This is a genomic window from Pseudomonas multiresinivorans (assembly GCF_012971725.1).
GTDB lineage: Bacteria > Pseudomonadota > Gammaproteobacteria > Pseudomonadales > Pseudomonadaceae > Pseudomonas > Pseudomonas multiresinivorans.
In genome coordinates, this window is record NZ_CP048833.1 from 6,161,702 (window position 1) to 6,180,573 (window position 18,872).

The following is an 18,872-nucleotide window of genomic DNA, read 5'->3' on the forward strand; positions in this document are numbered from 1 at the left end:
TTAAGACTGGGTCTGGGCGGGTTGCGCCGCAGGCTGCTGCGGCGGCGCTTCGCTGGCCTTGACCGGCTGGTCCGGGCGCACCTTCGGAATGCCCTCGACGATCACATGGTCGCCGTCATCCACGCCGGCATCGATGATCCAGCGACCGTTCACGGTCTTACTGGTGGTCACCTGGCGCACACGGGCGAAGCCATCCTTGTCCACCACATAGACGAAGGTGCCGCGTGGTCCCTGGGCGAGGGCGCGCTCCGGCAGAGTGACGGCATTGCTCTGGGTAATGCCGGTAATGCTGATCCGTACGAACTGCCCCGGAATGAGCTGGTTCTGCGGATTGGGGACGACTGCCCGGGCATTGACCGTGCCGGTGCCGGTGTTGACGAAGCTGTCCGTGAAGTCGACGACCCCATCCACCGGATACTTCGTGCCATCGCCGAATTGCAGCTCGGCGGTGAGCTTTCCGCCCTTGGGCAGGATGTACTTCCCGCTCTTGACCCCATCCTTCATGAGCGTCGCCTGGGTATCGGGATAGGCGAAATTGACGTAGACCGGGTCGAGCTGCGTGAGCTTGGTCAGCAGGCTGGAGTTCGGATCGTTGGCCGCCACCAGGCTGCCCTCGGAACGGACCTCCTTGCTCGCCATACCGGAAATCGGCGCGGTCACCGTGGTGTAGTTGAGGTCGATCTGCTTGGCCTGGACGTTAGCCCGGGCGGCCTCCACGTCGGCCTTGGCCTGTTCGAAATCGGAGGTGTAGCGATCCAGTTCACTTTCGCTGGCGAAGCCTTTGGCCTGGAGTTCACGAATCCGCTTGAGGTCACGTTCGGTCTGACGATAGCGCGCCTGGGTCTGCGCCAACGAACCCTTGGCCTGGCCAAGCGCGGCCTGGTAGGGACGCGGGTCGATGCGGAACAGCACCTGGCCCTGCTTCACCGGACGGCCCTCTTCATAGGTGCGCTGCTGCAGGATGCCGCTCACCTGGGCACGGACTTCCACTTCACGGAAGCCGGCCGTTCTCGCCGCATATTCGAACGTCAGCGGTACTGGCGCGCTCTTCGCCACTTCGATGGTCACCGCAGGAGGGGGTGGTGCCGCTGCTGCGGGCTTGTCGTCCGCCCGCACTCCGCTGGCGAACAGGACTGGCAACCCAACGACAACAAGCGCGACGGGCAAACGGCGGGCAAACGGCATGTAACCTCTCCATGGAATTGACTGACGGCGGAACTCAAAAGATCGACGATTGCACGACGTTTACCTACGCCAGTGTCTGTAAAGCACTGTTAGCGCTATAAAATCAGTAAACTGCCCGTCACTCAGTGATCCTAGCCTGTATACCAACAAGCGCCATGAGAAGAACTAAAGAAGATTCGGAACGTACACGTCAGACGATTCTTGACTCGGCTGAGGGCCTTTTTTTCGAGAAAGGCGTCTCAAATACCAGCCTGGAAGAGATCGCTCGCGCCGCCGGAGTCACCCGCGGGGCGGTGTACTGGCATTTCCAGAACAAGGCGCATCTGTTCAACGACATGCTCAACCAGGTTCGCCTGCCACCGGAGCAACTCGCCCAGCGGTTGTCCGGCTGCGATGGCCACGACCCGATCGAGTCGCTTTTCCAGCTCAGCGTGGAGGTCGTCGAGAACCTCGCCCGTGATGCCCAGCGCAGGCGCATCCTGACCATTCTGCTGCAACGCTGCGAATTCACCGACGAATTGCGTGACGCCGAAGAGCGCCATAACCATTTCGTGCGCCAGTTCATCGAGCTCTGCGATCAGTTGTTCAGCCGCAACGATTGCCGTGACCGCCTGATGCCGGGCGTCACGCCCAAGATCGCCTCGCGAGCGGTGCACGCGATGATCTTCGGCCTGCTCAGCGACTGGCTGCGCGACCCGGAGCTGTTCGATCCGGTGCAGGAAACCCGGCAGCTGTTCGATGCCGTGTTCCGCGGCCTGGTGCGCGACTGGCACCCCGCCGAGGTCTGAGGGCCGGCAGGACGCCGGCCCGGAAGGGATGAGGCGTCAGGCGGCCTCGGCCTCGTAGCCTTCTTCGCGGATCGCCGCGAGGATCGCCGGTTCATCCAGGCGGCTGGCCACGCGGACTTCGCCGGCGCCCAGGTCGACCTGCACGTCCGCCGCAGCGTCCAGCGCCTGCACCGCCTGGGTGATAGCCCTGACGCAGTGACCGCAGCTCATGCCTTTGACAGTGAAGGTATGCATGGATTGTCTCCTCTGATGGGTTGAAGCACTGGATGCAGTCTCGACCTTGCCACCGTGGCAAGGTCAAGCCTCCCTCGTCGATGTCGTCTTGTACTTGTCCTACGTCAGGCTCTAAGCCAAGCTGCGGAAAAAGCTGACACATCGGAGAACGCCCATGCGCCGTTCCCTTCTGCTCGCAACCGCTTTCGTCACCGCCCTGCCCTGGCTTGCCTACGCCGATGGCATGCCCGACGAACCCGCCACACCCGCCGCGCCCGCGGCACCCTCGGCTCCGCCAGCGAGCACGCCCGGCTCCTGGCCGATACCCGATGCCCAGCCGGTGGCCTATGCCGTGCTGATCGTCAGCCGCGAACGGCTGGATACCGGTACCGCCTGCGACATCGACCTCTACGTGCAGGACGAAAAGGTCTCGCGCCTGCAGCCTGAAGGCGAAGTCGCCCTCAATCTGCCGCCGGGCGAAATCTCCCTGCGCCTGCAGACAGCCAACTCCGGCCTCTGCCGCAGCGGCATCCAGCCGCTGCGCGCACAATCCGTCCAGTTGCATGCCGGCGAAGTGCGCAAGTTCCGCATCGCCAACAGCGAAAGTGGCCTTTACCTGATGCCGGTCTCCAGCGGCAGTTGATAAAGGAGCAGTTGGAGCGAGGCCGCGGATTTGACCTGCGGCAAGATGACAGCGAACGAGGGTTGACCTTGCCCTCGTGTCAAGGTTGATGCTATCGGGGAACTTCAGGGAGAAAGCCCCATGAGCAGCGCCAACCCCATCGAACTCGACCTGCCCGTCTCCGGGATGACCTGCGCCAGCTGCGCCGGCCGGGTCGAGCGCGCCCTGCGCAAAGTGCCCGGCGTGCAGGAAGCCAGCGTCAATCTCGCCAGCGAACAGGCCCGCGTCCAGCTGGCCGCGCCCTCCAGCGACGCAACACTGCCGGCGCTGGTCGCCGCGGTCGAGCAGGCCGGTTATCAGGTGCCGTCCCACAGCCTGGAACTGGCTATCGAAGGCATGACTTGCGCCAGCTGCGTCGGCCGCGTCGAACGCGCCCTGAACAAGGTCTCCGGCGTGCGCTCGGCCAGCGTCAACCTGGCCAGCGAACGCGCCCATGTCGAACTGCTCGGCGCAGTGGATGCCGCCACGCTGATCACCGCCGTCGACAAGGCCGGCTACAAGGCCCGCCCGATCGAACCCGACCAGCCCGCTGTAGACCCGGCCGTGGCCCGTCTGGCGCGCGAGCGCTGGTGGCTGGCCGCCGCCGTCCTGTTGTCCTTGCCGCTGGTGCTGCCGATGGTGGGCGACTGGTTCGGCCAGCACTGGATGCTGCCGGCCTGGGTGCAATTCGTCCTCGCCACACCCGTGCAATTCCTCATCGGCGCGCGCTTCTACGTCTCGGCCTACAAGGCCGTGCGCGCCCGCAGCGGCAACATGGACCTGCTGGTCGCCCTCGGCACCAGCGCCGGCTATGGCCTGAGCCTGTACCTCTGGTACGCCGCCGCGCCGGGGCAGATGCCGCACCTGTACTTCGAAGCCAGCGCCGTGGTCATCACCCTGATCCTGCTCGGCAAATATCTGGAAAGCCGCGCCAAGCGCCAGACCGCCGCCGCTATCCGGGCGCTGGAAGCCCTGCGCCCCGAGCGTGCGACCCGCGTGCGTGACGGCGTGGAAGAGGACGTCGCCATCGCCGAACTGCGCCTGGGCGACGAAGTGCTGGTCCGCCCCGGCGAGCGCTTCCCGGTGGACGGCGAAGTCCTCGCCGGCCAGAGCCATGCGGATGAAGCATTGATCACCGGCGAGAGCCTGCCGGTGCCCAAGGACATCGGCGACCCGGTCACCGGCGGCGCCATCAACGGCGAAGGAGTGCTGCGCGTGAAGACCACCGCGCTGGGCGGCGAAACCGTGCTGGCGCGGATCATCCGCCTGGTGGAGGACGCCCAGGCCGCCAAGGCGCCGATCCAGAAGCTGGTGGACAAGGTCAGCAACGTCTTCGTCCCGGTGGTGATCGGCATTGCGCTGGTCACCCTGGTCGGCTGGCTGATCGCCGGCGCAGGCTGGGAACACGCACTGATCAACGCCGTGGCCGTGCTGGTCATCGCCTGCCCCTGCGCCCTCGGCCTTGCCACACCGACCGCGATCATGGCCGGCACCGGCGTGGCGGCCAAGCACGGCATCCTGATCAAGGATGCCGAGGCTCTGGAGGTCGCCCACGCGGTGACTGCCGTGGCCTTCGACAAGACCGGCACCCTCACCTCCGGCCAGCCGCGCATCACCAATCTCGCGGCGCAAGGCGACGAAGCCGAAGCCCTCGCCCTGGCCGGCGCCCTGCAACGCGGCAGCGAGCATCCACTGGCCAAGGCCGTGCTGGACGAGTGTGCCGAGCGCGGGCTCAACCCCGCTGCCGCCGAGGCTACCCAGGCGCTCACCGGGCGCGGCATCCAGGGCCGAGTGGGAGACCGCCTGCTCGCCCTGGGCAACCGGCGGATGCTCGACGAAGCGCAGTTGCCACCCGGCGCGCTGGCCGACTCCGCCGCGCAATGGGAAGCAGAGGGCCGCACCTTGTCCTGGCTGATCGAGCGCGAGCCGCAGGCCCGCGTGATCGCCCTGTTCGCCTTCGGCGACAGCCTCAAGGAAGGCGCGAAAACCGCCATCGACGCCCTGCGCGAACGCGGTATCGGCAGTCACCTGATCACCGGCGACAACCGCGGCAGTGCCAAGGTCGTGGCCGATGCGCTGGGCCTGGACGACGTACACGCCGAAGTACTGCCCGGCGACAAGGCCGCCGTGGTCGGCGCGCTGCGCAAGGAAGGGAAAGTCGTGGCGATGGTCGGCGACGGCATCAACGACGCCCCGGCACTGGCCGCTGCGGACGTCGGTATCGCCATGGGTGGCGGTACTGATGTGGCCATGCACGCCGCCGGCATCACCCTGATGCGCGGCGACCCGCGCCTGGTCCCGGCGGCGCTGGATATCTCCCGGCGCACCTACGCGAAAATCCGCCAGAACCTGTTCTGGGCGTTCATCTACAACCTGGTGGGCATCCCGCTGGCCGCCTTCGGCCTGCTCAACCCCATGGTCGCCGGCGCGGCGATGGCCGCCTCCAGCGTCAGCGTGGTGAGCAACGCTCTGCTGCTCAAGCGCTGGAAACCACAGGATCACCAATAAGACACGCGCCCTCGCGTTGGAAGCGAGGGCGTTCGTTCAGGAGAATTCGGCATGAACATCGGCGAAGCGGCGAAGAAGAGCGGGCTGACCGCGAAGATGATCCGCTACTACGAATCCACCGGCCTGCTCGCCCCCGCCGGCCGCAGCGCCAGCGGCTACCGCCACTACAGCGAGCAGGACCTGCACACGCTGGCCTTCATCCGCCGCTCGCGGGACTTCGGCTTCTCCCTGGAGGAGGTCGGCCAACTGCTCGCCCTCTGGCAGGACCGCCAGCGCGCCAGCGCCGACGTCAAGGCCCTGGCCGCTCGGCACATCGACGAACTGAACCGCAAGATTGCCGAACTGAGCAGCCTGCGCGACACGCTGCAGGAACTCAGCGACCACTGCCAGGGCGACCACCGGCCGGACTGCCCGATCCTCAAGGACCTGGAGTCGGGGAATTGCTGTCACTGAGGACAATTCAGGCGGCGCTCGGCGATCTGTCCGACATCTGGCTCGCGAGGCTAATTGGTAGCATAATCTGATACCAATTGACGGAGCGCGGGATGAATGCCCGGCAACGCAGGACACTGGAGCTGATCTACTCCCTTCCCGTCCCGGCATCACTGGAATGGCTGCGCATCGAGTCGCTGCTGATCGCGCTCGGCGCCCAGATGATCGAGGGCAATGGCTCACGGGTGCGTTTCGAACTGAACGGCATAGTCGCCACGTTCCATCGCCCGCATCCGGCCAAGGAAGCCAAGCCCTATCAGGTCCGTGATACACGCACCTTGCTCGAACAGGCAGGAATCCATCCATGACTCCCATGAAGTACCAAGGCTACGCGGCGCGCATCGAATACAGCGACGATGACGGGCTGTTCATTGGTCATGTTGCCGGGATCCGCGACGTGATCGGATTCCATGGTGAATCGGTCAGCGAATTGCGCGAAGCGTTCGAAGAAGCGATAGATGACTATCTGGCGACCTGCGAGAAACTCGGCCGCGAACCGCAGCGGCCGTTCTCCGGCAAGCTCAGCCTGCGCCTGGACCCACAACTGCACGCGCAGGTGGCGATCAAGGCTGAATTGAGCAACCAGAGCATCAATCAGTGGGTGGTGGACCGCCTAGGTGAAGTGGTCTGACGCCCTGCTAGGCGTTTGCCACCGCCCGACGGCGCCAGATCGATGCCGGCAGCACCGTCACGGCGAGGCCGATGAAGACCAGCACGCAGGCCATCCAGTCCTGGGTGGTGAGTTCTTCACCCAGGAACAGCCAGCCCGACAGCAGCCCGGACACCGGCACGGCCAGCGCGAAGGGCGTGACCTGGCTGGCCGGGTAGCGGCGCAGCAGGAAGCTCCAAAGGCCGAACCCCACGGTAGTGGCCAGGAATGCGATGTAGAGCAGCGCACCTACCCCGCTCAAGCTGATGTTCACGACGGCGTGCTCGATGGCCTCGGGGCCTTCGAAGATCCACGACAGCACCAGCAGTGGCAGCGGCGGGATCAGGCTCACCCAACTGATCAGCCGCAGCATGTCGCTGGCGCCGGAGCGCTTGGTGGCGATGTTGGAGAAGGCCCAGGCAAGTGCGGCGGCGATCACCAGCAGGAAGGCCACCAGGCTGTCGCCCATGGGACGCTCCAGGCCGATCAGCAACAGGCCACCGGCGGCCAGCGCCAGGCCGATCAGAGCGCGCGCGCTGGGACGCTCACCGAGGAAGGCGGCGGCGATCAGCACGGTGAAGAACACCTGGCTCTGCAGCACCAGCGACGACAGGCCCGCCGGCATGCCGATATGCATGCCGACGAACAGCAGGCCGAACTTGACCACGCCCAGCAGCACACCGATCTGCACGATGCGCCAGAACGGCGACGGCAGCGGACCGCGCAGGAAGATCAGCGGCAGCGCCGCCAGGGCGAAGCGCAGGGCGCAGAACAGCAGAGGCGGGAAGTCATGCAGGCCGACCTTGATCACGACGAAGTTGACGCCCCAGATCAGGGTGACCAACAGGGCGAGGAGGACGTGGCGAAGGGGCATGGCAGAGCGCTCGGGGTGGAATAGGGAAAAATTACCAGTCCACGCCTGAAATGTATGGATACAGTTGCAGCCTTACAGTTTTCCGGGCAGCTCTCGGTAGCCCGTGGAGAAGGGTTTTGTAGGAGCGGAGCTAGCCCGCCCTACCCTCCATTCCGCGCGCCTAACCTCCCGCAACACCCAGCCAGAGGGGCGCAGAGACATCCCGGGCGGAGTCCACTCCTACGAGAACGGGAGCGACGGAGCAAACCTGTAGGAGCGAGCTTGCTCGCGAACTGCCTAACGCCGGGACCGCATCGGAAAACCTGGTTCGCGAGCAAGCTCGCTCCTACAAGGGCTCGATACGTAGCTTCGGCCAGCGCGCCGGCCAGTTCTTGGCGGCGAGGCGGGCGCGGTAGATGTCTGTCTTGCGGCGGAAGTGCTCGGTGGGCCTGACGCGCAGTTCCCAGAGGTCATCGATGCCCAGTGGCGCCAGCAATTGCAGAGATTCGCCGCTCAGCCGAACGGCCACAGCGGTGCAGACCTCTGGCCAATGGCACATGGCGTCGACGCAATCGCGATAGGACGAATCACGGTTGCGCAGATGCATCCGCGCCTGGTTACGCACAGACCAGGGTACATCCGGGGAGACGCCCAGCAGCCGATGCTCCCAGGCGCAATCCGCCTCGGGCTCCAGGCAGTCGGCAGAGAAATACAGCACGTCGATATCGCTTAACGGCGTGGGTTCGCCATAGCCATGCAAGGCGTCCCACACGGCATTGCGCACGAAGCCCGCCGCAATCCAGGCACCCGCCGGGCCGTGATCCCGCACGACACGCAGCAGGCGCAGGCGTTCAGGTTGCCCGACGATCAGCGCGAGAAGCTCCGCCTCGCCGGGCGGTGGGATCAGGCCTGTTCCCACGGTGGAGGCGGTGGCTCGTCGTTCTTCTGCGGGGCATCCTGGGCAGCGCGGCCAGCTTCGCGACGTTCCTGCTCGCGCATGGCGTCGGCGATCTCGCGCAGCACGGAGTCCACATCCGCCTCGTCTTCCGGGTCGTCGAAATGCCCGGTCAACTCGGTATCCGGCAGCAACTTGCCGTCCTCGTAGAGTGCCCACATTTCCTTGGCGTAATGGGTGTACCTGAGCTCCGGGGCGAAGCGGCCGAAGTAGGCAGCCATGTTGCCCACGTCGCGCTCTAGCATGCGGAAGGCGTGGTTATTGCCGGCGGCGTCGACGGCTTGCGGCAGGTCGATGATCACCGGGCCATCCGGGCCGACCAGCACGTTGAATTCCGATAGGTCGCCGTGCACCAGCCCCGCACAGAGCATCATGACGATCTGGCGGATGAGGAATTCGTGGAAGTCGCGGGCCAGCTCCGGCTCCATCACCACATCGTTCAGGCGCGGCGCGGCGTCACCGTCTTCGTCGGCGACCATTTCCATCAGCAGTACGCCGTCAAGGAAGTCGTAGGGCTTGGGCACCCGCACACCGGCGCCGGCCAGGCGGAACAGCGCAGCCACCTCGGCGTTCTGCCAGGCGTCCTCCTGCTCCTTGCGGCCGTACTTGGTGCCCTTGGCCATGGCGCGCGCCTGGCGGCTGTTGCGCACCTTGCGGCCTTCCTGGTACTCGGCGGCCTGGCGGAAGCTGCGCTTGTTGGCTTCCTTGTAGACCTTGGCGCAGCGCAGCTCTTCGCCGCAGCGCACTACATAGACAGCTGCTTCCTTGCCGCTCATCAGCGGCCGCAATACTTCGTCGATCAGGCCGTCTTCGATCAACGGCTCTAGGCGTTTCGGGGTCTTCATCGGGCTTCCTGGCGTACCTCTCTGGGGCGCTGCGCTCCTTATACGGCAATCATCGACAACCGCCCAGTGCGATCAGGGCTCAGGCGGCGTCAGCTCGATACTTTCGGTCACGGCATCTTCCAGGCGCTGCAGTTCCAGCCCCCGCGCTTCGTCACTGTCGGCGTAGCGCTGGGCGATGTTGGCAAAGCCTTCGGCGACTTCGCCGAAAGCCTCCGCCACGCGTGGGTCGAACTGGCTGCCGGCGCCGGCCTTTATGCGCTCGGCCGCTTCGTCCGGGGTCAGCGAGGCGTGATAGGCATGGCGGCAAGTGAACTCGTCATAGCAATCGATCAGCGAGAGCATCCGCGCGCCCAGGGGAATCTGCTCGCCAGCCAGGCCCGCGGGGAAGCCGCTGCCATCCCAGTGCTCGTGGTGGCTGTAGGCGATTTCCTTGGCGAAACGCAGGAAATCCGCCGGCGATCCCAGCTTGCGCTCGGCCGCCGCCAGGGCATCTCGACCAACGGTCGTGTGACGTTCGAGGATCAACCGGTCGGCCTCTTCCAACTGACCGGGGCTGTGCAGAATGCGATCGGGCACGGCGACCTTGCCGATGTCGTGCAACTGGGCCGAGCGCACCAGCAACTCGATGTTCTCCACCGACAGCTCGGCGGCGAACTCGCTGTGCAGGGACAGCGCGCTGCCCAGCAGGCGCATGTAGTGCTCGATGCGCACCAGGTGGTTGCTGTGCGGGTTGTCGCGCAGGTCGCAGAGGGTCGCCATGGCCTCCAGGGTGGCGTCCTGGATGGCCTGCAGTTCGCGGGCGCGGCGACGCACTTCCAGTTCCAGGTACTCGCTCTTGTCGCGCAGGAAATCGGAATTGGCTTTCAGATTCAGGTGCGCGCGAATGCGCGCCAGGGTCACCGGCGGGCTGATCGGCTTGGTCAGGTAGTCCACCGCGCCCAGGTCCAGGCCCTTCTGCTCGTCGGCGGGGCTGACCATGCCGGTGAGGAATATCACCGGGATGTCGCGGGTCAGCGGGTCGGCCTTGAGCTGGCGGCAGACTTCGTAGCCGTCCATCTCCGGCATCATGATGTCGAGCAGCACCAGGTCCGGGCGCGGATCGCTCTGCATCAGGCGCAGCGCCTTCGGTCCGCTGGCGGCGACGCGCACCTGGTAGCGGTCCATCAGCAGTTCGCTCATGAGCATCAGGTTGTCCGGCTGATCATCCACCACCAGGATCATCTCCTGCTCCGGCCGGTCCAGCATGCTATCCATCGCAACTCCTCGCATCGGTCAGATTCGTGACATGCCATGGGGGATCGGACCACCGCCCTGTCCGCGTGTTCCTGTCCCGCTTTTCCATATCTGCCACTTCATATACGGATATCGCGCTCCCTCGCGAGATTCACCAGACTCTCCAGGGCCCGCTCGAATTCGAAACGCCGCACGCTCGTGGCGATGCCCTCATAGCCCTCATTGAAGACGCTGCGCAGCAGGCTTGCACGTTCGCCGAGCAACCGCCCGGCGCGCGGGTCGTCGGCGGCCAGCAGGTGCGCCAGGCGCCGGCAGACCTGTTCTACCTCGGCGTCGTTGCCGCTCTCCAGCAGCGCAGGCGCCGCCGCCGCGGCCGGCAGCATGGGCACCGGCAGCGGTTCGTGGCTGATGTTCTGCAGGCTCAGGCTGACCGAGTCGTCGACCCGCCCCATGGGCAGCCGGCACCAGAACAGGCTGCCACGGTTCGGCTCGCTCTCCACTCCGACGCTGCCGCCCATCGCCTCTGCCAGTTTCCTGCAGATCGCCAGGCCCAGGCCGGAGCCGCCGTAACGACGGGTGATGGAGCTGTCCGCCTGCTGGAAGGACTCGAACAGGCGCTCCTGCTGCGGCTCGGAGATGCCGATACCGGTATCGCGGAAGGCGAAGTAGAGCTGCAGGCTGTCTTCGTCCTCGTCCTCCAGGCGGACGATCAGCACCACCTCGCCCTGCTCGGTGAACTTCAGTGCGTTGTTGCCGTAGTTCATCAGGATCTGCCGCAGGCGCAGCGAATCCCCCACCACCTGGGCGGGCACCCGCGGGTCGATCTCGCAGTGCACCGCCAGGCCCTTGCTCGCGGCGCGGATGTTGAACAGGTCGAACAGCTCGCCGAGCAGACGCTCCAGGTCGAAGGGGATCTGCTCGAACTCCAGCTTGCCCGCTTCCACGCGCGACAGGTCGAGGATGTCGCTGATCAGTTCCAGCAGGTACTGGCCCGAGCCCTGGATCTTGCCCAGGTAGTCCACCTGTTGCGGATCCAGGGTGGTCTCCTGGAGCAGGTGCGCCAGGCCGATGATGATGTTCAGCGGCGTGCGGATCTCATGGCTCATGTTGGCCAGGAAGTCGCTCTTGAGCTGCGCCGCCTCTTCCGCCAGGTCGCGGGCCTCGGCCAGCGCCAGTTCGGTGGACTTGCGCGCGGTGACGTCGCGGCTGACGCCGACCAGGCCGAGCAGCCGCCCGTGGTCGTCGTGGAAGGCACTGCGCAGCGTATCGAAGAGCACCCGCCGACCATCGGGATAGACCACCCAGCCTTCGCTGGCATAGGGCTCGCTCTCGTTGAGCGCCTGGCGGTCGCGCTCCTGCCGGCCGGCGCCGGCCGCGCGGCTGAACATCTGCTGGTCGCTGCGCCCGACTATGTCCTCCGGCGGCCGTCCCAGGCAGTCGGCGAAAGCCTGGTTGACGCCGAGGTAGCGGCCCTGGGTGTCCTTGAACCAGATCGGATCGGGAATCGAGTTGATCAGCGCCAGCAGGGTGCTGCGCTGGCGCCGCTCCTCCGCTTCGGCGCGGGCGCGCTCGGCCACCTGGATCGACAGGCGGCGGTTCCACACCAGCACGAAGGTCAGCAGGGCCAGCACGCCCACTACCCAGGGCCAGGCGATCTGCAGCAGGTGCATCCAGTCGAAGACGTCCAGCGACGGCAGCCAGCGCGCCTGGATCGCCTCCTGTTCGTTGCGGGTGATGTTGCCCAGGGCGCGGTCCAGCAGCGGCACCAGCGGCTCCAGCTCCTTGCGCGTGGCGAAGCGCACCTGGCTGTTGCCCAGCCCGCTGTCGCCGCGCACTTCCATGTTGGACAGGCCGAGCTGCTCGATCAGGAAGGTGGAGGTGATGAGGTTGCCCACATAGGCATCGGCACGCCCGATGGAGACAGCCTTGAGCGCGCTGGGCGTGTCTTCCGCCAGCACGAAGTCGATACCCGGCACCGCCTTGGTCAGCAGCTCATGGACGGCATAGTCCTGCTCCACCGCGACCCGGCGGCCGGACAGGTCGTCCAGCGTGCGGATGGTGCTGTCGCGCCGGGCGAAGATCAGGCTGCTGGTGGTGACGTAGGGCTGAGTAAAACTCAGGAAGCGCTGGCGCTCGTCGGTGGCCGCCATGGACGGCAGCAGGTCCACCTCGCCTGCCTTCACCGCGGCCAGCACCTCTTCCCAGGTGTTGTACAGCACCGGCTGGACCTTCATGCCCAGGCGCTCGGAGATCAGCTGCAGATAGTCGGCGCTGATGCCATGGAACTGGTCGAACTCGTCGATCACCTCGAACGGCGGCCAGCCGGCGCGGAACAGGCCGACACGAATCGGCTCGTGGGCCGTGACGAAGGCACGCTCCTCATCGGACAGCGCCAGGCTTGCTGCTCGGGTCTGGGCGCACAGCGCAACGAACAGCAGAAGGCAGCACAGGCAGAATCGGCGCAAGGGCATGGAGGTCTCTCTGGGGATACCCTGCAAGCGTAGTCCGGCCTGCGACAACGAGTTTGAAAACGCGATGCGGATTGCTGCTCCGCCAGGCCCGACGGAGAATCTCCCCAACGGCCATTGCCCCGGAGACAGCCATGACGACCACCCGACTTGACCCCGAGCGCTGCTGGCAGGCGGTCTGCGAGCGCGATGCGCGTTACGAGGGACGTTTCGTCTTCAGCGTGCGCTCCACCGGCGTTTACTGCCGGCCGAACTGCCCGGCACGCCGGCCATCACGGGAGAACGTGGCCTTCCATACCGCTGCCGAGGCGGCCGAAGCTGCCGGTTTCCGCCCCTGCAAGCGCTGCTCGCCGCGTGGCCCGAGCCCGCGCGAACAGCTCGATGCGCTGGTTGCGGCGGCCTGCGAGCTGCTCGACAAGGCCGAGAAGCCCCTGACTCTGGACGAACTGGCCAGCCGTATCGGTCTCTCCGCCTCGCACCTGGCCCGCGCCTTCAAGGCCCGCACCGGCCTTACGCCCAGAGCCTGGGCGGAATCCCGCCGCGAGCAGCGCCTGGCCGCCGCCCTGCCGCAATCGCGCTCGGTGCTCGACGCCGCGCTGGAGGCCGGCTACTCCGGCACCCGTGCCCTGTACGAAAGCGCCACGCCGCTGAGTCCGGCACAACGTCGGCAGAAAGGCGCAGGCGAAAGACTGCGCTATGCCATCGCGCCCTGCCCGCTCGGGCTGGTACTGCTGGCGGCCACCGACAAGGGCGTCTGCGCCCTGCTCTTCGCCGACGACGCCAGCGAGCTGGAACGCCAGTTGGCCGAGCGCTTCGCCGCCGCCGAGCGAACCCGCGACGACACGGGGCTGGGCGACTGGCTGCGCGAGGTGATCATCCAGCTGGAAGAGCCCGAACAGGCCGCCCACCTGCCGCTGGACCTGCACGGCAGCGCCTTCCAGCTGCGTGTCTGGCGCGCCCTCACGCGCATTCCCAGCGGCGAGACGCGGCGCTACGGTGAACTGGCTGAGGAACTGGGCACCCACCCGCGCGCCGTTGCCCGCGCCTGCGCCAGCAACAACATCGGCCTGCTGGTGCCCTGTCACCGCGTGGTTGGCGGCACCGGCGAAGGCGGCTATCGCTGGGGCCTGCCGCGCAAGCGCGAACTGCTGCGGCGTGAGGGGAGCTCAGGCGACGCCGGCGAACTCCGCCACCGAGCCGATCAGGATCAGCACCCAGAGTAGGCCGCCGAGGATCAGGAACGGCACGTTGTAGCGAGTCAGCGAGGCGTTGCCCTGGCCCAACGGATCGCCACTGGCCTCGTTGGCGCGGCGCTGGATGTTCGTCAGCGGAATGAGTGGCACCAGACCGAGGATGAGGAACGGCAGGCTGTAGTGGCTGAGTTCGGGAATTCGGCTGGTGAGCTTGTCGGCGACATTGGAGAGGATCAGCAGCACCACCGCCCAGGTGGCGTCGCTGCCGTAGCTCCAGGCCTTGCGCTGCGCCTCGGGCAGCGCTTCGTGCACGCGTCGGGCGAGGGAATGGATATAGAAGATCATGAACAGGCTGCGCAGCGGCGGATTGATCTTGCGCGGCATGTGCGGCTTCTGGATCGACCAGTGCTTGTACATCCAGTAGAGGTTGAACAGCCCCAGCGTCGCCACATACAGCACGACCATCTTGGTGATGGAGATGACGAAGAACCGGCTGGCCGGTTCGGCGCCAGCATGCGCCTCGACCAATGGGGCTTCGGGCGCGCGGTAGGGATTTTCCATTTCCATGGCGAACATTCCTTTGAACTGAAAGCGCCATTGTGGGCCAGGGCTGGCGCTGGGGCCAAGCTGACGCATGCGCGCAGGGTCGCATCCCGTCGCACGGCTCTCGGGGACGGCACCGGGCTGTGCTAACGTTGCCCGCCCCAGCCCCGCCTTCCCATGCCCATGACCTTCTGGCCACTGATTACCCGCCTCGGCGACAGCTCTCTGCTGGCGCCGGCTGCCGTGCTCGTCTTCTGCTGGCTGCTGTATCGCCGCGAGACCGCGAAGGCCGGGCTGTGGCTGCTGCTGTTCGGATTCTCGACCGCGCTGGTGGTGGGTTCGAAGCTGGCGTTCATGGGCTGGGGAATCGGAATTCCGAACCTGAACTTCACCGGCATCTCCGGGCACAGCATGCTGGCCGGTGCCGTGCTGCCGACACTGGCCGCCCAGCTCTTCACCACGCGCCGCGCCGGCCTGGCCGCTGCCGCACTGGCGGCGGTGGTTGCCGTGCTGGTGGGACTGTCCCGGCTGGCGATCCACGTGCATTCGCCGGCCGAGGTCTACGCCGGGCTGGCGCTGGGCCTGGGCACCAGCGCAGCCTTCCTCGCCGCCACCCGCGCACAACTGCCGGCCTTCCATCCGGCCGCCCTGCTGCTGGTCGTCGCGCTGGCTCTCGGGCAGACGGCCACTGGCGTGCGCGCTCCGACGCACCAACTGCTCGAGCGCATCGCCGCGCACCTGGCCGATCGTGACCAGCCGTTCCAGCGCGGCCAATGGGGCGGCCAGCCGGACGTATGACCCTGTTTGTCGTTCGGTTTTCCGAACAAGGAATCCGAAAAAATCCGGATATCCGAATGACAGGGGACTTTTCGGGCAGCGCCAATCTGAAAATAATTGTTTAAATTCAAATAGTTAAATAAAAATGACAGCCTTGGCACGGAGCCTGCTCTGCTTCCCCTCGAACATGCGACCGGCCTGGAGTGAGCCTCGTCGGCGCAGGACTGAATAACAAACACAACCAGTCGAGGTAGTCTCCATGCGTTTCGCACCCCGTGCGTTGGGCGTCGCCATTGTCGCGGCCCTGCTCGCCACTCCCGTCGTCGCCGAAGAACTGACCGGTACCCTGAAGAAGATCAAGGACTCCGGCACCATCGTCCTCGGCCACCGTGACGCCTCCATTCCCTTCTCCTACCTCGGCAGCGACCCGCGCCAGCCGGAAGGTTATTCCCACGACCTGCAGATCAAGGTCGTCGAAGCCCTGAAGAAAGAGCTGAACCTCCCCGAGCTGAAAGTCCGCTACAACCTGGTCACTTCCCAGACCCGCATCCCGCTGGTGCAGAACGGCACCGTGGACATCGAGTGCGGCTCCACCACCAACAACCTCGAGCGCCAGAAGCAGGTCGACTTCTCCGTCGGCATCTTCGAGGTCGGCACCCGCCTGCTGACCAAGACCAGCTCCGGCATCAACGACTTCCCGGACCTGAAGGGCAAGAACGTGGTGACCACCGCCGGCACCACTTCCGAGCGCCTGCTCAAGCAGATGAACGCCGATCAGAAGATGGGCATGAACATCATCTCGGCCAAGGACCACGGCGAGTCCTTCCTGATGCTGGAGTCCGGTCGCGCCGTGGCCTTCATGATGGACGACGCGCTGCTCTACGGCGAAATGGCCAAGGCCAAGAAGCCGGACGACTGGCACGTGGTCGGCAAGCCGCAGTCCTACGAGATCTACGCGTGCATGGTTCGCAAGGGCGACGCGCCGTTCAAGAAGGTGGTCGACAAGGCCATCTCCGACACCTTCGCCTCGGGTGAGGTCAACAAGATCTACGACAAGTGGTTCATGCAGCCCATCCCGCCGAAGAACCTGAACCTCAACTTCCCGATGAGTGATGAGCTCAAGAAGCTGATCGCCAATCCGACCGACAAATCTGCCGAGCAGATGTAACGGTCGCGCGCGGCTGCGCCCACAAGGCGTAGCCACGCGGGGGATCGGGAGCGCAAGCCATGCGCTCCCGGCCCGACTTCCACTCTGACGATGCCGGAACACCCGCTACCCGCGGGTGGCGGGCGGCCTTGCGCCCGCATCCGGCCCCGTACCGTACAAAAGCCACCGTGCAAAGCAATCGAGGGGAAACCCGTCATGGATTACAACTGGGACTGGGGCGTGTTCTTCAAGTCCACCGGGATCGGCGACGAACGCTACCTGGACTGGTACATCACCGGCCTGGGCTGGACCATCGCCGTGTCGCTCGCGGCCTGGGTCATCGCCCTGGCGCTCGGCTCGCTGCTGGGCGTGATGCGCACCCTGCCCAACCGCTGGTTGTCAGGCATCGCCACGGCCTACGTGGAGCTGTTCCGCAACGTGCCGCTGCTGGTGCAGCTGTTCCTCTGGTACTTCCTGGTGCCGGACTACCTGCCGCAGCCGATCCAGGACTGGTTCAAGCTGGGCATCGCCCCGGAAACCTCGGCCTTCATCAGCGTCGTCGTGTGCCTGGGCCTGTTCACCGCCGCGCGGGTCTGCGAGCAGGTGCGCACCGGCATCCAGGCGCTGCCCAAGGGCCAGCTCGCCGCCGCCAGCGCCGTGGGCTTCCGCCTGCCGGCGATCTACCGCCACGTGCTGCTGCCGCAGGCCTTCCGCATCATCATTCCGCCGCTGACCTCGGAATTCCTCAACGTCTTCAAGAACTCTTCGGTGGCATCGCTGATCGGCCTCATGGAGCTGCTGGCGCAGACCAAGCAGACCGCCGAGTTCAGCGCCAACCTGTTCGAGGCCTTCACCCTGGCCACGCTGATCTACTTCACGCTGAACATGAGCCTGATGCTGACCATGCGCCTGATCGAGAAAAAGGTCGCTGTGCCGGGCCTGATTTCCGTGGGAGGTAAATGATGGACTTCAGCCAGATCGTTCCCGCCCTCCCCGGCCTCTGGGAAGGCATGCTCACCACCCTGCAACTGATGGTGCTGGGCGTCGTCGGCGGCGTGGTGCTGGGCACCATCCTGGCGCTCATGCGCCTGTCCAGCAGCAAGCTGCTGTCGAACCTCGCCGGCTTCTACGTCAACTACTTCCGCTCGATCCCGCTGCTGCTGGTGATCACCTGGTTCTACTTCGCGGTGCCGTACATCCTGCGCTGGATCACCGGCGAGGACACCCCGGTGGGTGCGTTCACCTCGTGCCTGGTGGCCTTCATGATGTTCGAGGCGGCCTACTTCTGCGAGATCGTCCGCGCCGGCATCCAAGCCATCCCGAAGGGCCAGATGGGTGCCGCCTACGCGCTGGGCATGACCTACGGCCAGTGCATGCGCCTGATCATCCTGCCCCAGGCGTTCCGCAAGATGACCCCGCTGCTGCTGCAGCAGAGCATCATCCTGTTCCAGGACACCTCGCTGGTGTACTCGGTGGGCCTGATGGACTTCCTCAACGCCGCGCGCTCCCGTGGCGACATCATCGGCCAGCCCCATGAATTCCTGATCTTCGCCGGTCTCGTCTACTTCGTTATCAGCTTCTCCGCCTCGCTCGCGGTCAGGCTCCTGCAGAAAAGGTTAACCGTATGATCACCATCGATAACGTCAGCAAATGGTACGGCGACTTCCAGGTCCTCACCGACTGCAACACCAAGGTCGCCAAGGGTGAAGTGGTGGTGGTCTGCGGGCCGTCCGGCTCGGGCAAGTCGACCCTGATCAAGTGCGTCAACGCGCTGGAACCCTTCCAGAAGGGCGACATCACCGTCGACGGCACCTCCATCGCCAACCCGAAGACCGACCTGCCCAAGCTGCGCTCGCGGGTCGGCATGGTGTTCCAGCACTTCGAGCTGTTCCCGCACCTGACCATCACCGAAAACCTCACCATCGCCCAGCGCAAGGTCCTGGGCCGCAGCAAGGAAGAGGCGATGGACAAGGGCATGAAGCTGCTCGACCGCGTCGGTCTCCAGGCCCATGCGCACAAGCATCCCGGCCAGCTCTCCGGCGGCCAGCAGCAGCGCGTGGCGATTGCCCGCGCGCTGGCCATGGACCCGATCGTCATGCTGTTCGACGAGCCGACCTCGGCGCTGGACCCGGAGATGGTCAACGAGGTGCTCGACGTGATGGTCCAGCTCGCCCACGAAGGCATGACCATGATGTGCGTGACCCACGAGATGGGCTTCGCGCGCAAGGTCGCCGACCGGGTGATCTTCATGGACCGCGGACAGATCGTCGAAGACTGCCCGAAGGAGGAATTCTTCGGCGACCTGCAGAACCGCGCCGAGCGCACCCAGCAGTTCCTCGCCAAGATCCTGCCGCACTGATCC

General features: G+C 65.7%; 20 protein-coding genes. 12 read left to right on the forward strand and 8 right to left on the reverse strand.

Translation table 11 applies throughout. From position 1 onward, the window contains the following. Nucleotides 1-1,185, reverse strand: a complete 1,185-nt coding sequence (locus G4G71_RS28075) for an efflux RND transporter periplasmic adaptor subunit (protein WP_169941954.1) — start codon at nucleotides 1,183-1,185, stop codon at nucleotides 1-3. Between the two features lie 155 nt (nucleotides 1,186-1,340). Here G4G71_RS28075 and G4G71_RS28080 point away from each other — a divergent pair, with 155 nt between their 5' ends. Further along, entirely contained in the window at nucleotides 1,341-1,973 is a 633-nt protein-coding gene (locus tag G4G71_RS28080; protein ID WP_169941956.1) for a TetR family transcriptional regulator, read from the forward strand. A 36-nt stretch (nucleotides 1,974-2,009) separates the two neighbouring features. Here the strand turns inward: G4G71_RS28080 and G4G71_RS28085 are convergent, their stop codons facing one another. Beyond that, a complete protein-coding gene (locus tag G4G71_RS28085) occupies nucleotides 2,010-2,207 on the reverse strand; it encodes a heavy-metal-associated domain-containing protein (protein WP_045217143.1) in 198 nt (65 codons plus the stop codon). Nucleotides 2,208-2,361: 154 nt separating this feature from the next. Between G4G71_RS28085 and G4G71_RS28090 the strand changes: the two genes are divergently transcribed. The 5 genes from G4G71_RS28090 to G4G71_RS28110 all read left to right on the forward strand — a co-directional run bounded on the left by G4G71_RS28090 (nucleotide 2,362) and on the right by G4G71_RS28110 (nucleotide 6,478). Further along, nucleotides 2,362-2,829: a hypothetical protein gene (locus G4G71_RS28090; protein WP_169941958.1), complete on the forward strand. Its 468-nt coding sequence runs from the start codon at nucleotides 2,362-2,364 to the stop codon at nucleotides 2,827-2,829. 120 nt (nucleotides 2,830-2,949) lie between these two features. Continuing rightward, nucleotides 2,950-5,355, forward strand: a complete 2,406-nt coding sequence (locus G4G71_RS28095; protein ID WP_169941960.1) for a heavy metal translocating P-type ATPase — start codon at nucleotides 2,950-2,952, stop codon at nucleotides 5,353-5,355. 51 nt (nucleotides 5,356-5,406) lie between these two features. Beyond that, nucleotides 5,407-5,808 (forward strand): Cu(I)-responsive transcriptional regulator, encoded by a 402-nt coding sequence (cueR, locus tag G4G71_RS28100; RefSeq protein ID WP_037013783.1) that lies wholly within the window; start codon nucleotides 5,407-5,409, stop codon nucleotides 5,806-5,808. A gap of 92 nt (nucleotides 5,809-5,900) precedes the next feature. After that, on the forward strand, nucleotides 5,901-6,155 hold the full coding sequence (locus G4G71_RS28105) for a type II toxin-antitoxin system HicA family toxin (protein ID WP_169941961.1): 255 nt from the start codon (nucleotides 5,901-5,903) through the stop codon (nucleotides 6,153-6,155). Beyond that, on the forward strand, nucleotides 6,152-6,478 hold the full coding sequence (locus G4G71_RS28110) for a type II toxin-antitoxin system HicB family antitoxin (protein WP_169941963.1): 327 nt from the start codon (nucleotides 6,152-6,154) through the stop codon (nucleotides 6,476-6,478). The genes G4G71_RS28105 and G4G71_RS28110 overlap by 4 nt, the downstream gene beginning before the upstream one ends. Nucleotides 6,479-6,485: 7 nt before the next feature. On the opposite strand, the gene G4G71_RS28115 is transcribed toward G4G71_RS28110, so the two are convergent. From G4G71_RS28115 to G4G71_RS28135, 5 genes are all read right to left on the reverse strand, one after another. Next, nucleotides 6,486-7,370 carry an EamA family transporter gene (locus G4G71_RS28115; protein ID WP_169941965.1) on the reverse strand — a complete coding sequence of 295 codons (885 nt, stop codon included), beginning with the start codon at nucleotides 7,368-7,370 and terminating at the stop codon, nucleotides 6,486-6,488. A 325-nt stretch (nucleotides 7,371-7,695) separates the two neighbouring features. Next, on the reverse strand, nucleotides 7,696-8,268 hold the full coding sequence (locus G4G71_RS28120; RefSeq protein WP_240964852.1) for a nucleotidyltransferase family protein: 573 nt from the start codon (nucleotides 8,266-8,268) through the stop codon (nucleotides 7,696-7,698). Next, nucleotides 8,253-9,149 carry a PA4780 family RIO1-like protein kinase gene (locus G4G71_RS28125; protein ID WP_169941967.1) on the reverse strand — a complete coding sequence of 299 codons (897 nt, stop codon included), beginning with the start codon at nucleotides 9,147-9,149 and terminating at the stop codon, nucleotides 8,253-8,255. Before G4G71_RS28125 ends, G4G71_RS28120 begins: the two co-directional genes overlap by 16 nt. 72 nt (nucleotides 9,150-9,221) lie before the next feature. Continuing rightward, complete coding sequence (locus G4G71_RS28130) at nucleotides 9,222-10,403, reverse strand: response regulator (protein ID WP_169941969.1); 1,182 nt, start codon at nucleotides 10,401-10,403, stop codon at nucleotides 9,222-9,224. Nucleotides 10,404-10,501: 98 nt separating this feature from the next. Then, nucleotides 10,502-12,853 carry an ATP-binding protein gene (locus G4G71_RS28135; protein ID WP_169941972.1) on the reverse strand — a complete coding sequence of 784 codons (2,352 nt, stop codon included), beginning with the start codon at nucleotides 12,851-12,853 and terminating at the stop codon, nucleotides 10,502-10,504. 131 nt (nucleotides 12,854-12,984) lie between these two features. Here G4G71_RS28135 and ada point away from each other — a divergent pair, with 131 nt between their 5' ends. After that, the gene (gene ada / locus G4G71_RS28140) at nucleotides 12,985-14,073 is read left to right on the forward strand and encodes a bifunctional DNA-binding transcriptional regulator/O6-methylguanine-DNA methyltransferase Ada (RefSeq protein ID WP_169941974.1); all 1,089 of its coding nucleotides are present in this window, start codon (nucleotides 12,985-12,987) and stop codon (nucleotides 14,071-14,073) included. Here ada and G4G71_RS28145 read toward each other — a convergent pair. Continuing rightward, nucleotides 14,017-14,610, reverse strand: coding sequence for a hypothetical protein (locus G4G71_RS28145; protein WP_169941976.1), 594 nt, complete (start codon nucleotides 14,608-14,610; stop codon nucleotides 14,017-14,019). The two genes, ada and G4G71_RS28145, sit on opposite strands and share 57 nt — an antisense overlap. Before the next feature lie 153 nt (nucleotides 14,611-14,763). On the opposite strand from G4G71_RS28145, the gene G4G71_RS28150 reads away from it, so the two are divergent. The 5 genes from G4G71_RS28150 to G4G71_RS28170 all read left to right on the forward strand — a co-directional run bounded on the left by G4G71_RS28150 (nucleotide 14,764) and on the right by G4G71_RS28170 (nucleotide 18,869). Next, the gene (locus G4G71_RS28150; RefSeq protein WP_240964853.1) at nucleotides 14,764-15,384 is read left to right on the forward strand and encodes a phosphatase PAP2 family protein; all 621 of its coding nucleotides are present in this window, start codon (nucleotides 14,764-14,766) and stop codon (nucleotides 15,382-15,384) included. 238 nt (nucleotides 15,385-15,622) lie between these two features. Further along, nucleotides 15,623-16,531 (forward strand): glutamate/aspartate ABC transporter substrate-binding protein, encoded by a 909-nt coding sequence (locus tag G4G71_RS28155; RefSeq protein WP_054908371.1) that lies wholly within the window; start codon nucleotides 15,623-15,625, stop codon nucleotides 16,529-16,531. A 195-nt stretch (nucleotides 16,532-16,726) separates the two neighbouring features. Further along, nucleotides 16,727-17,473, forward strand: a complete 747-nt coding sequence (locus G4G71_RS28160) for an amino acid ABC transporter permease (protein WP_169941978.1) — start codon at nucleotides 16,727-16,729, stop codon at nucleotides 17,471-17,473. Beyond that, a complete protein-coding gene (locus G4G71_RS28165) occupies nucleotides 17,470-18,138 on the forward strand; it encodes an amino acid ABC transporter permease (RefSeq protein WP_169941980.1) in 669 nt (222 codons plus the stop codon). The genes G4G71_RS28160 and G4G71_RS28165 overlap by 4 nt, the downstream gene beginning before the upstream one ends. Then, a complete protein-coding gene (locus G4G71_RS28170) occupies nucleotides 18,135-18,869 on the forward strand; it encodes an amino acid ABC transporter ATP-binding protein (RefSeq protein WP_169941982.1) in 735 nt (244 codons plus the stop codon). Before G4G71_RS28165 ends, G4G71_RS28170 begins: the two co-directional genes overlap by 4 nt. Nucleotides 18,870-18,872: the final 3 nt, after the last annotated feature.

Coding starts and splice junctions, on each gene's coding strand:
- G4G71_RS28075 (WP_169941954.1), bottom strand. CDS start 1,185: ATGCCGTTTGCCCGCCGTTTGCCCGTCGCGCTTGTTGTCGTTGGGTTG.
- G4G71_RS28080 (WP_169941956.1), top strand. CDS start 1,341: ATGAGAAGAACTAAAGAAGATTCGGAACGTACACGTCAGACGATTCTT.
- G4G71_RS28085 (WP_045217143.1), bottom strand. CDS start 2,207: ATGCATACCTTCACTGTCAAAGGCATGAGCTGCGGTCACTGCGTCAGG.
- G4G71_RS28090 (WP_169941958.1), top strand. CDS start 2,362: ATGCGCCGTTCCCTTCTGCTCGCAACCGCTTTCGTCACCGCCCTGCCC.
- G4G71_RS28095 (WP_169941960.1), top strand. CDS start 2,950: ATGAGCAGCGCCAACCCCATCGAACTCGACCTGCCCGTCTCCGGGATG.
- cueR (WP_037013783.1), top strand. CDS start 5,407: ATGAACATCGGCGAAGCGGCGAAGAAGAGCGGGCTGACCGCGAAGATG.
- G4G71_RS28105 (WP_169941961.1), top strand. CDS start 5,901: ATGAATGCCCGGCAACGCAGGACACTGGAGCTGATCTACTCCCTTCCC.
- G4G71_RS28110 (WP_169941963.1), top strand. CDS start 6,152: ATGACTCCCATGAAGTACCAAGGCTACGCGGCGCGCATCGAATACAGC.
- G4G71_RS28115 (WP_169941965.1), bottom strand. CDS start 7,370: ATGCCCCTTCGCCACGTCCTCCTCGCCCTGTTGGTCACCCTGATCTGG.
- G4G71_RS28125 (WP_169941967.1), bottom strand. CDS start 9,149: ATGAAGACCCCGAAACGCCTAGAGCCGTTGATCGAAGACGGCCTGATC.
- G4G71_RS28130 (WP_169941969.1), bottom strand. CDS start 10,403: ATGGATAGCATGCTGGACCGGCCGGAGCAGGAGATGATCCTGGTGGTG.
- G4G71_RS28135 (WP_169941972.1), bottom strand. CDS start 12,853: ATGCCCTTGCGCCGATTCTGCCTGTGCTGCCTTCTGCTGTTCGTTGCG.
- ada (WP_169941974.1), top strand. CDS start 12,985: ATGACGACCACCCGACTTGACCCCGAGCGCTGCTGGCAGGCGGTCTGC.
- G4G71_RS28145 (WP_169941976.1), bottom strand. CDS start 14,610: ATGGAAATGGAAAATCCCTACCGCGCGCCCGAAGCCCCATTGGTCGAG.
- G4G71_RS28150 (WP_240964853.1), top strand. CDS start 14,764: ATGCCCATGACCTTCTGGCCACTGATTACCCGCCTCGGCGACAGCTCT.
- G4G71_RS28155 (WP_054908371.1), top strand. CDS start 15,623: ATGCGTTTCGCACCCCGTGCGTTGGGCGTCGCCATTGTCGCGGCCCTG.
- G4G71_RS28160 (WP_169941978.1), top strand. CDS start 16,727: ATGGATTACAACTGGGACTGGGGCGTGTTCTTCAAGTCCACCGGGATC.
- G4G71_RS28165 (WP_169941980.1), top strand. CDS start 17,470: ATGATGGACTTCAGCCAGATCGTTCCCGCCCTCCCCGGCCTCTGGGAA.
- G4G71_RS28170 (WP_169941982.1), top strand. CDS start 18,135: ATGATCACCATCGATAACGTCAGCAAATGGTACGGCGACTTCCAGGTC.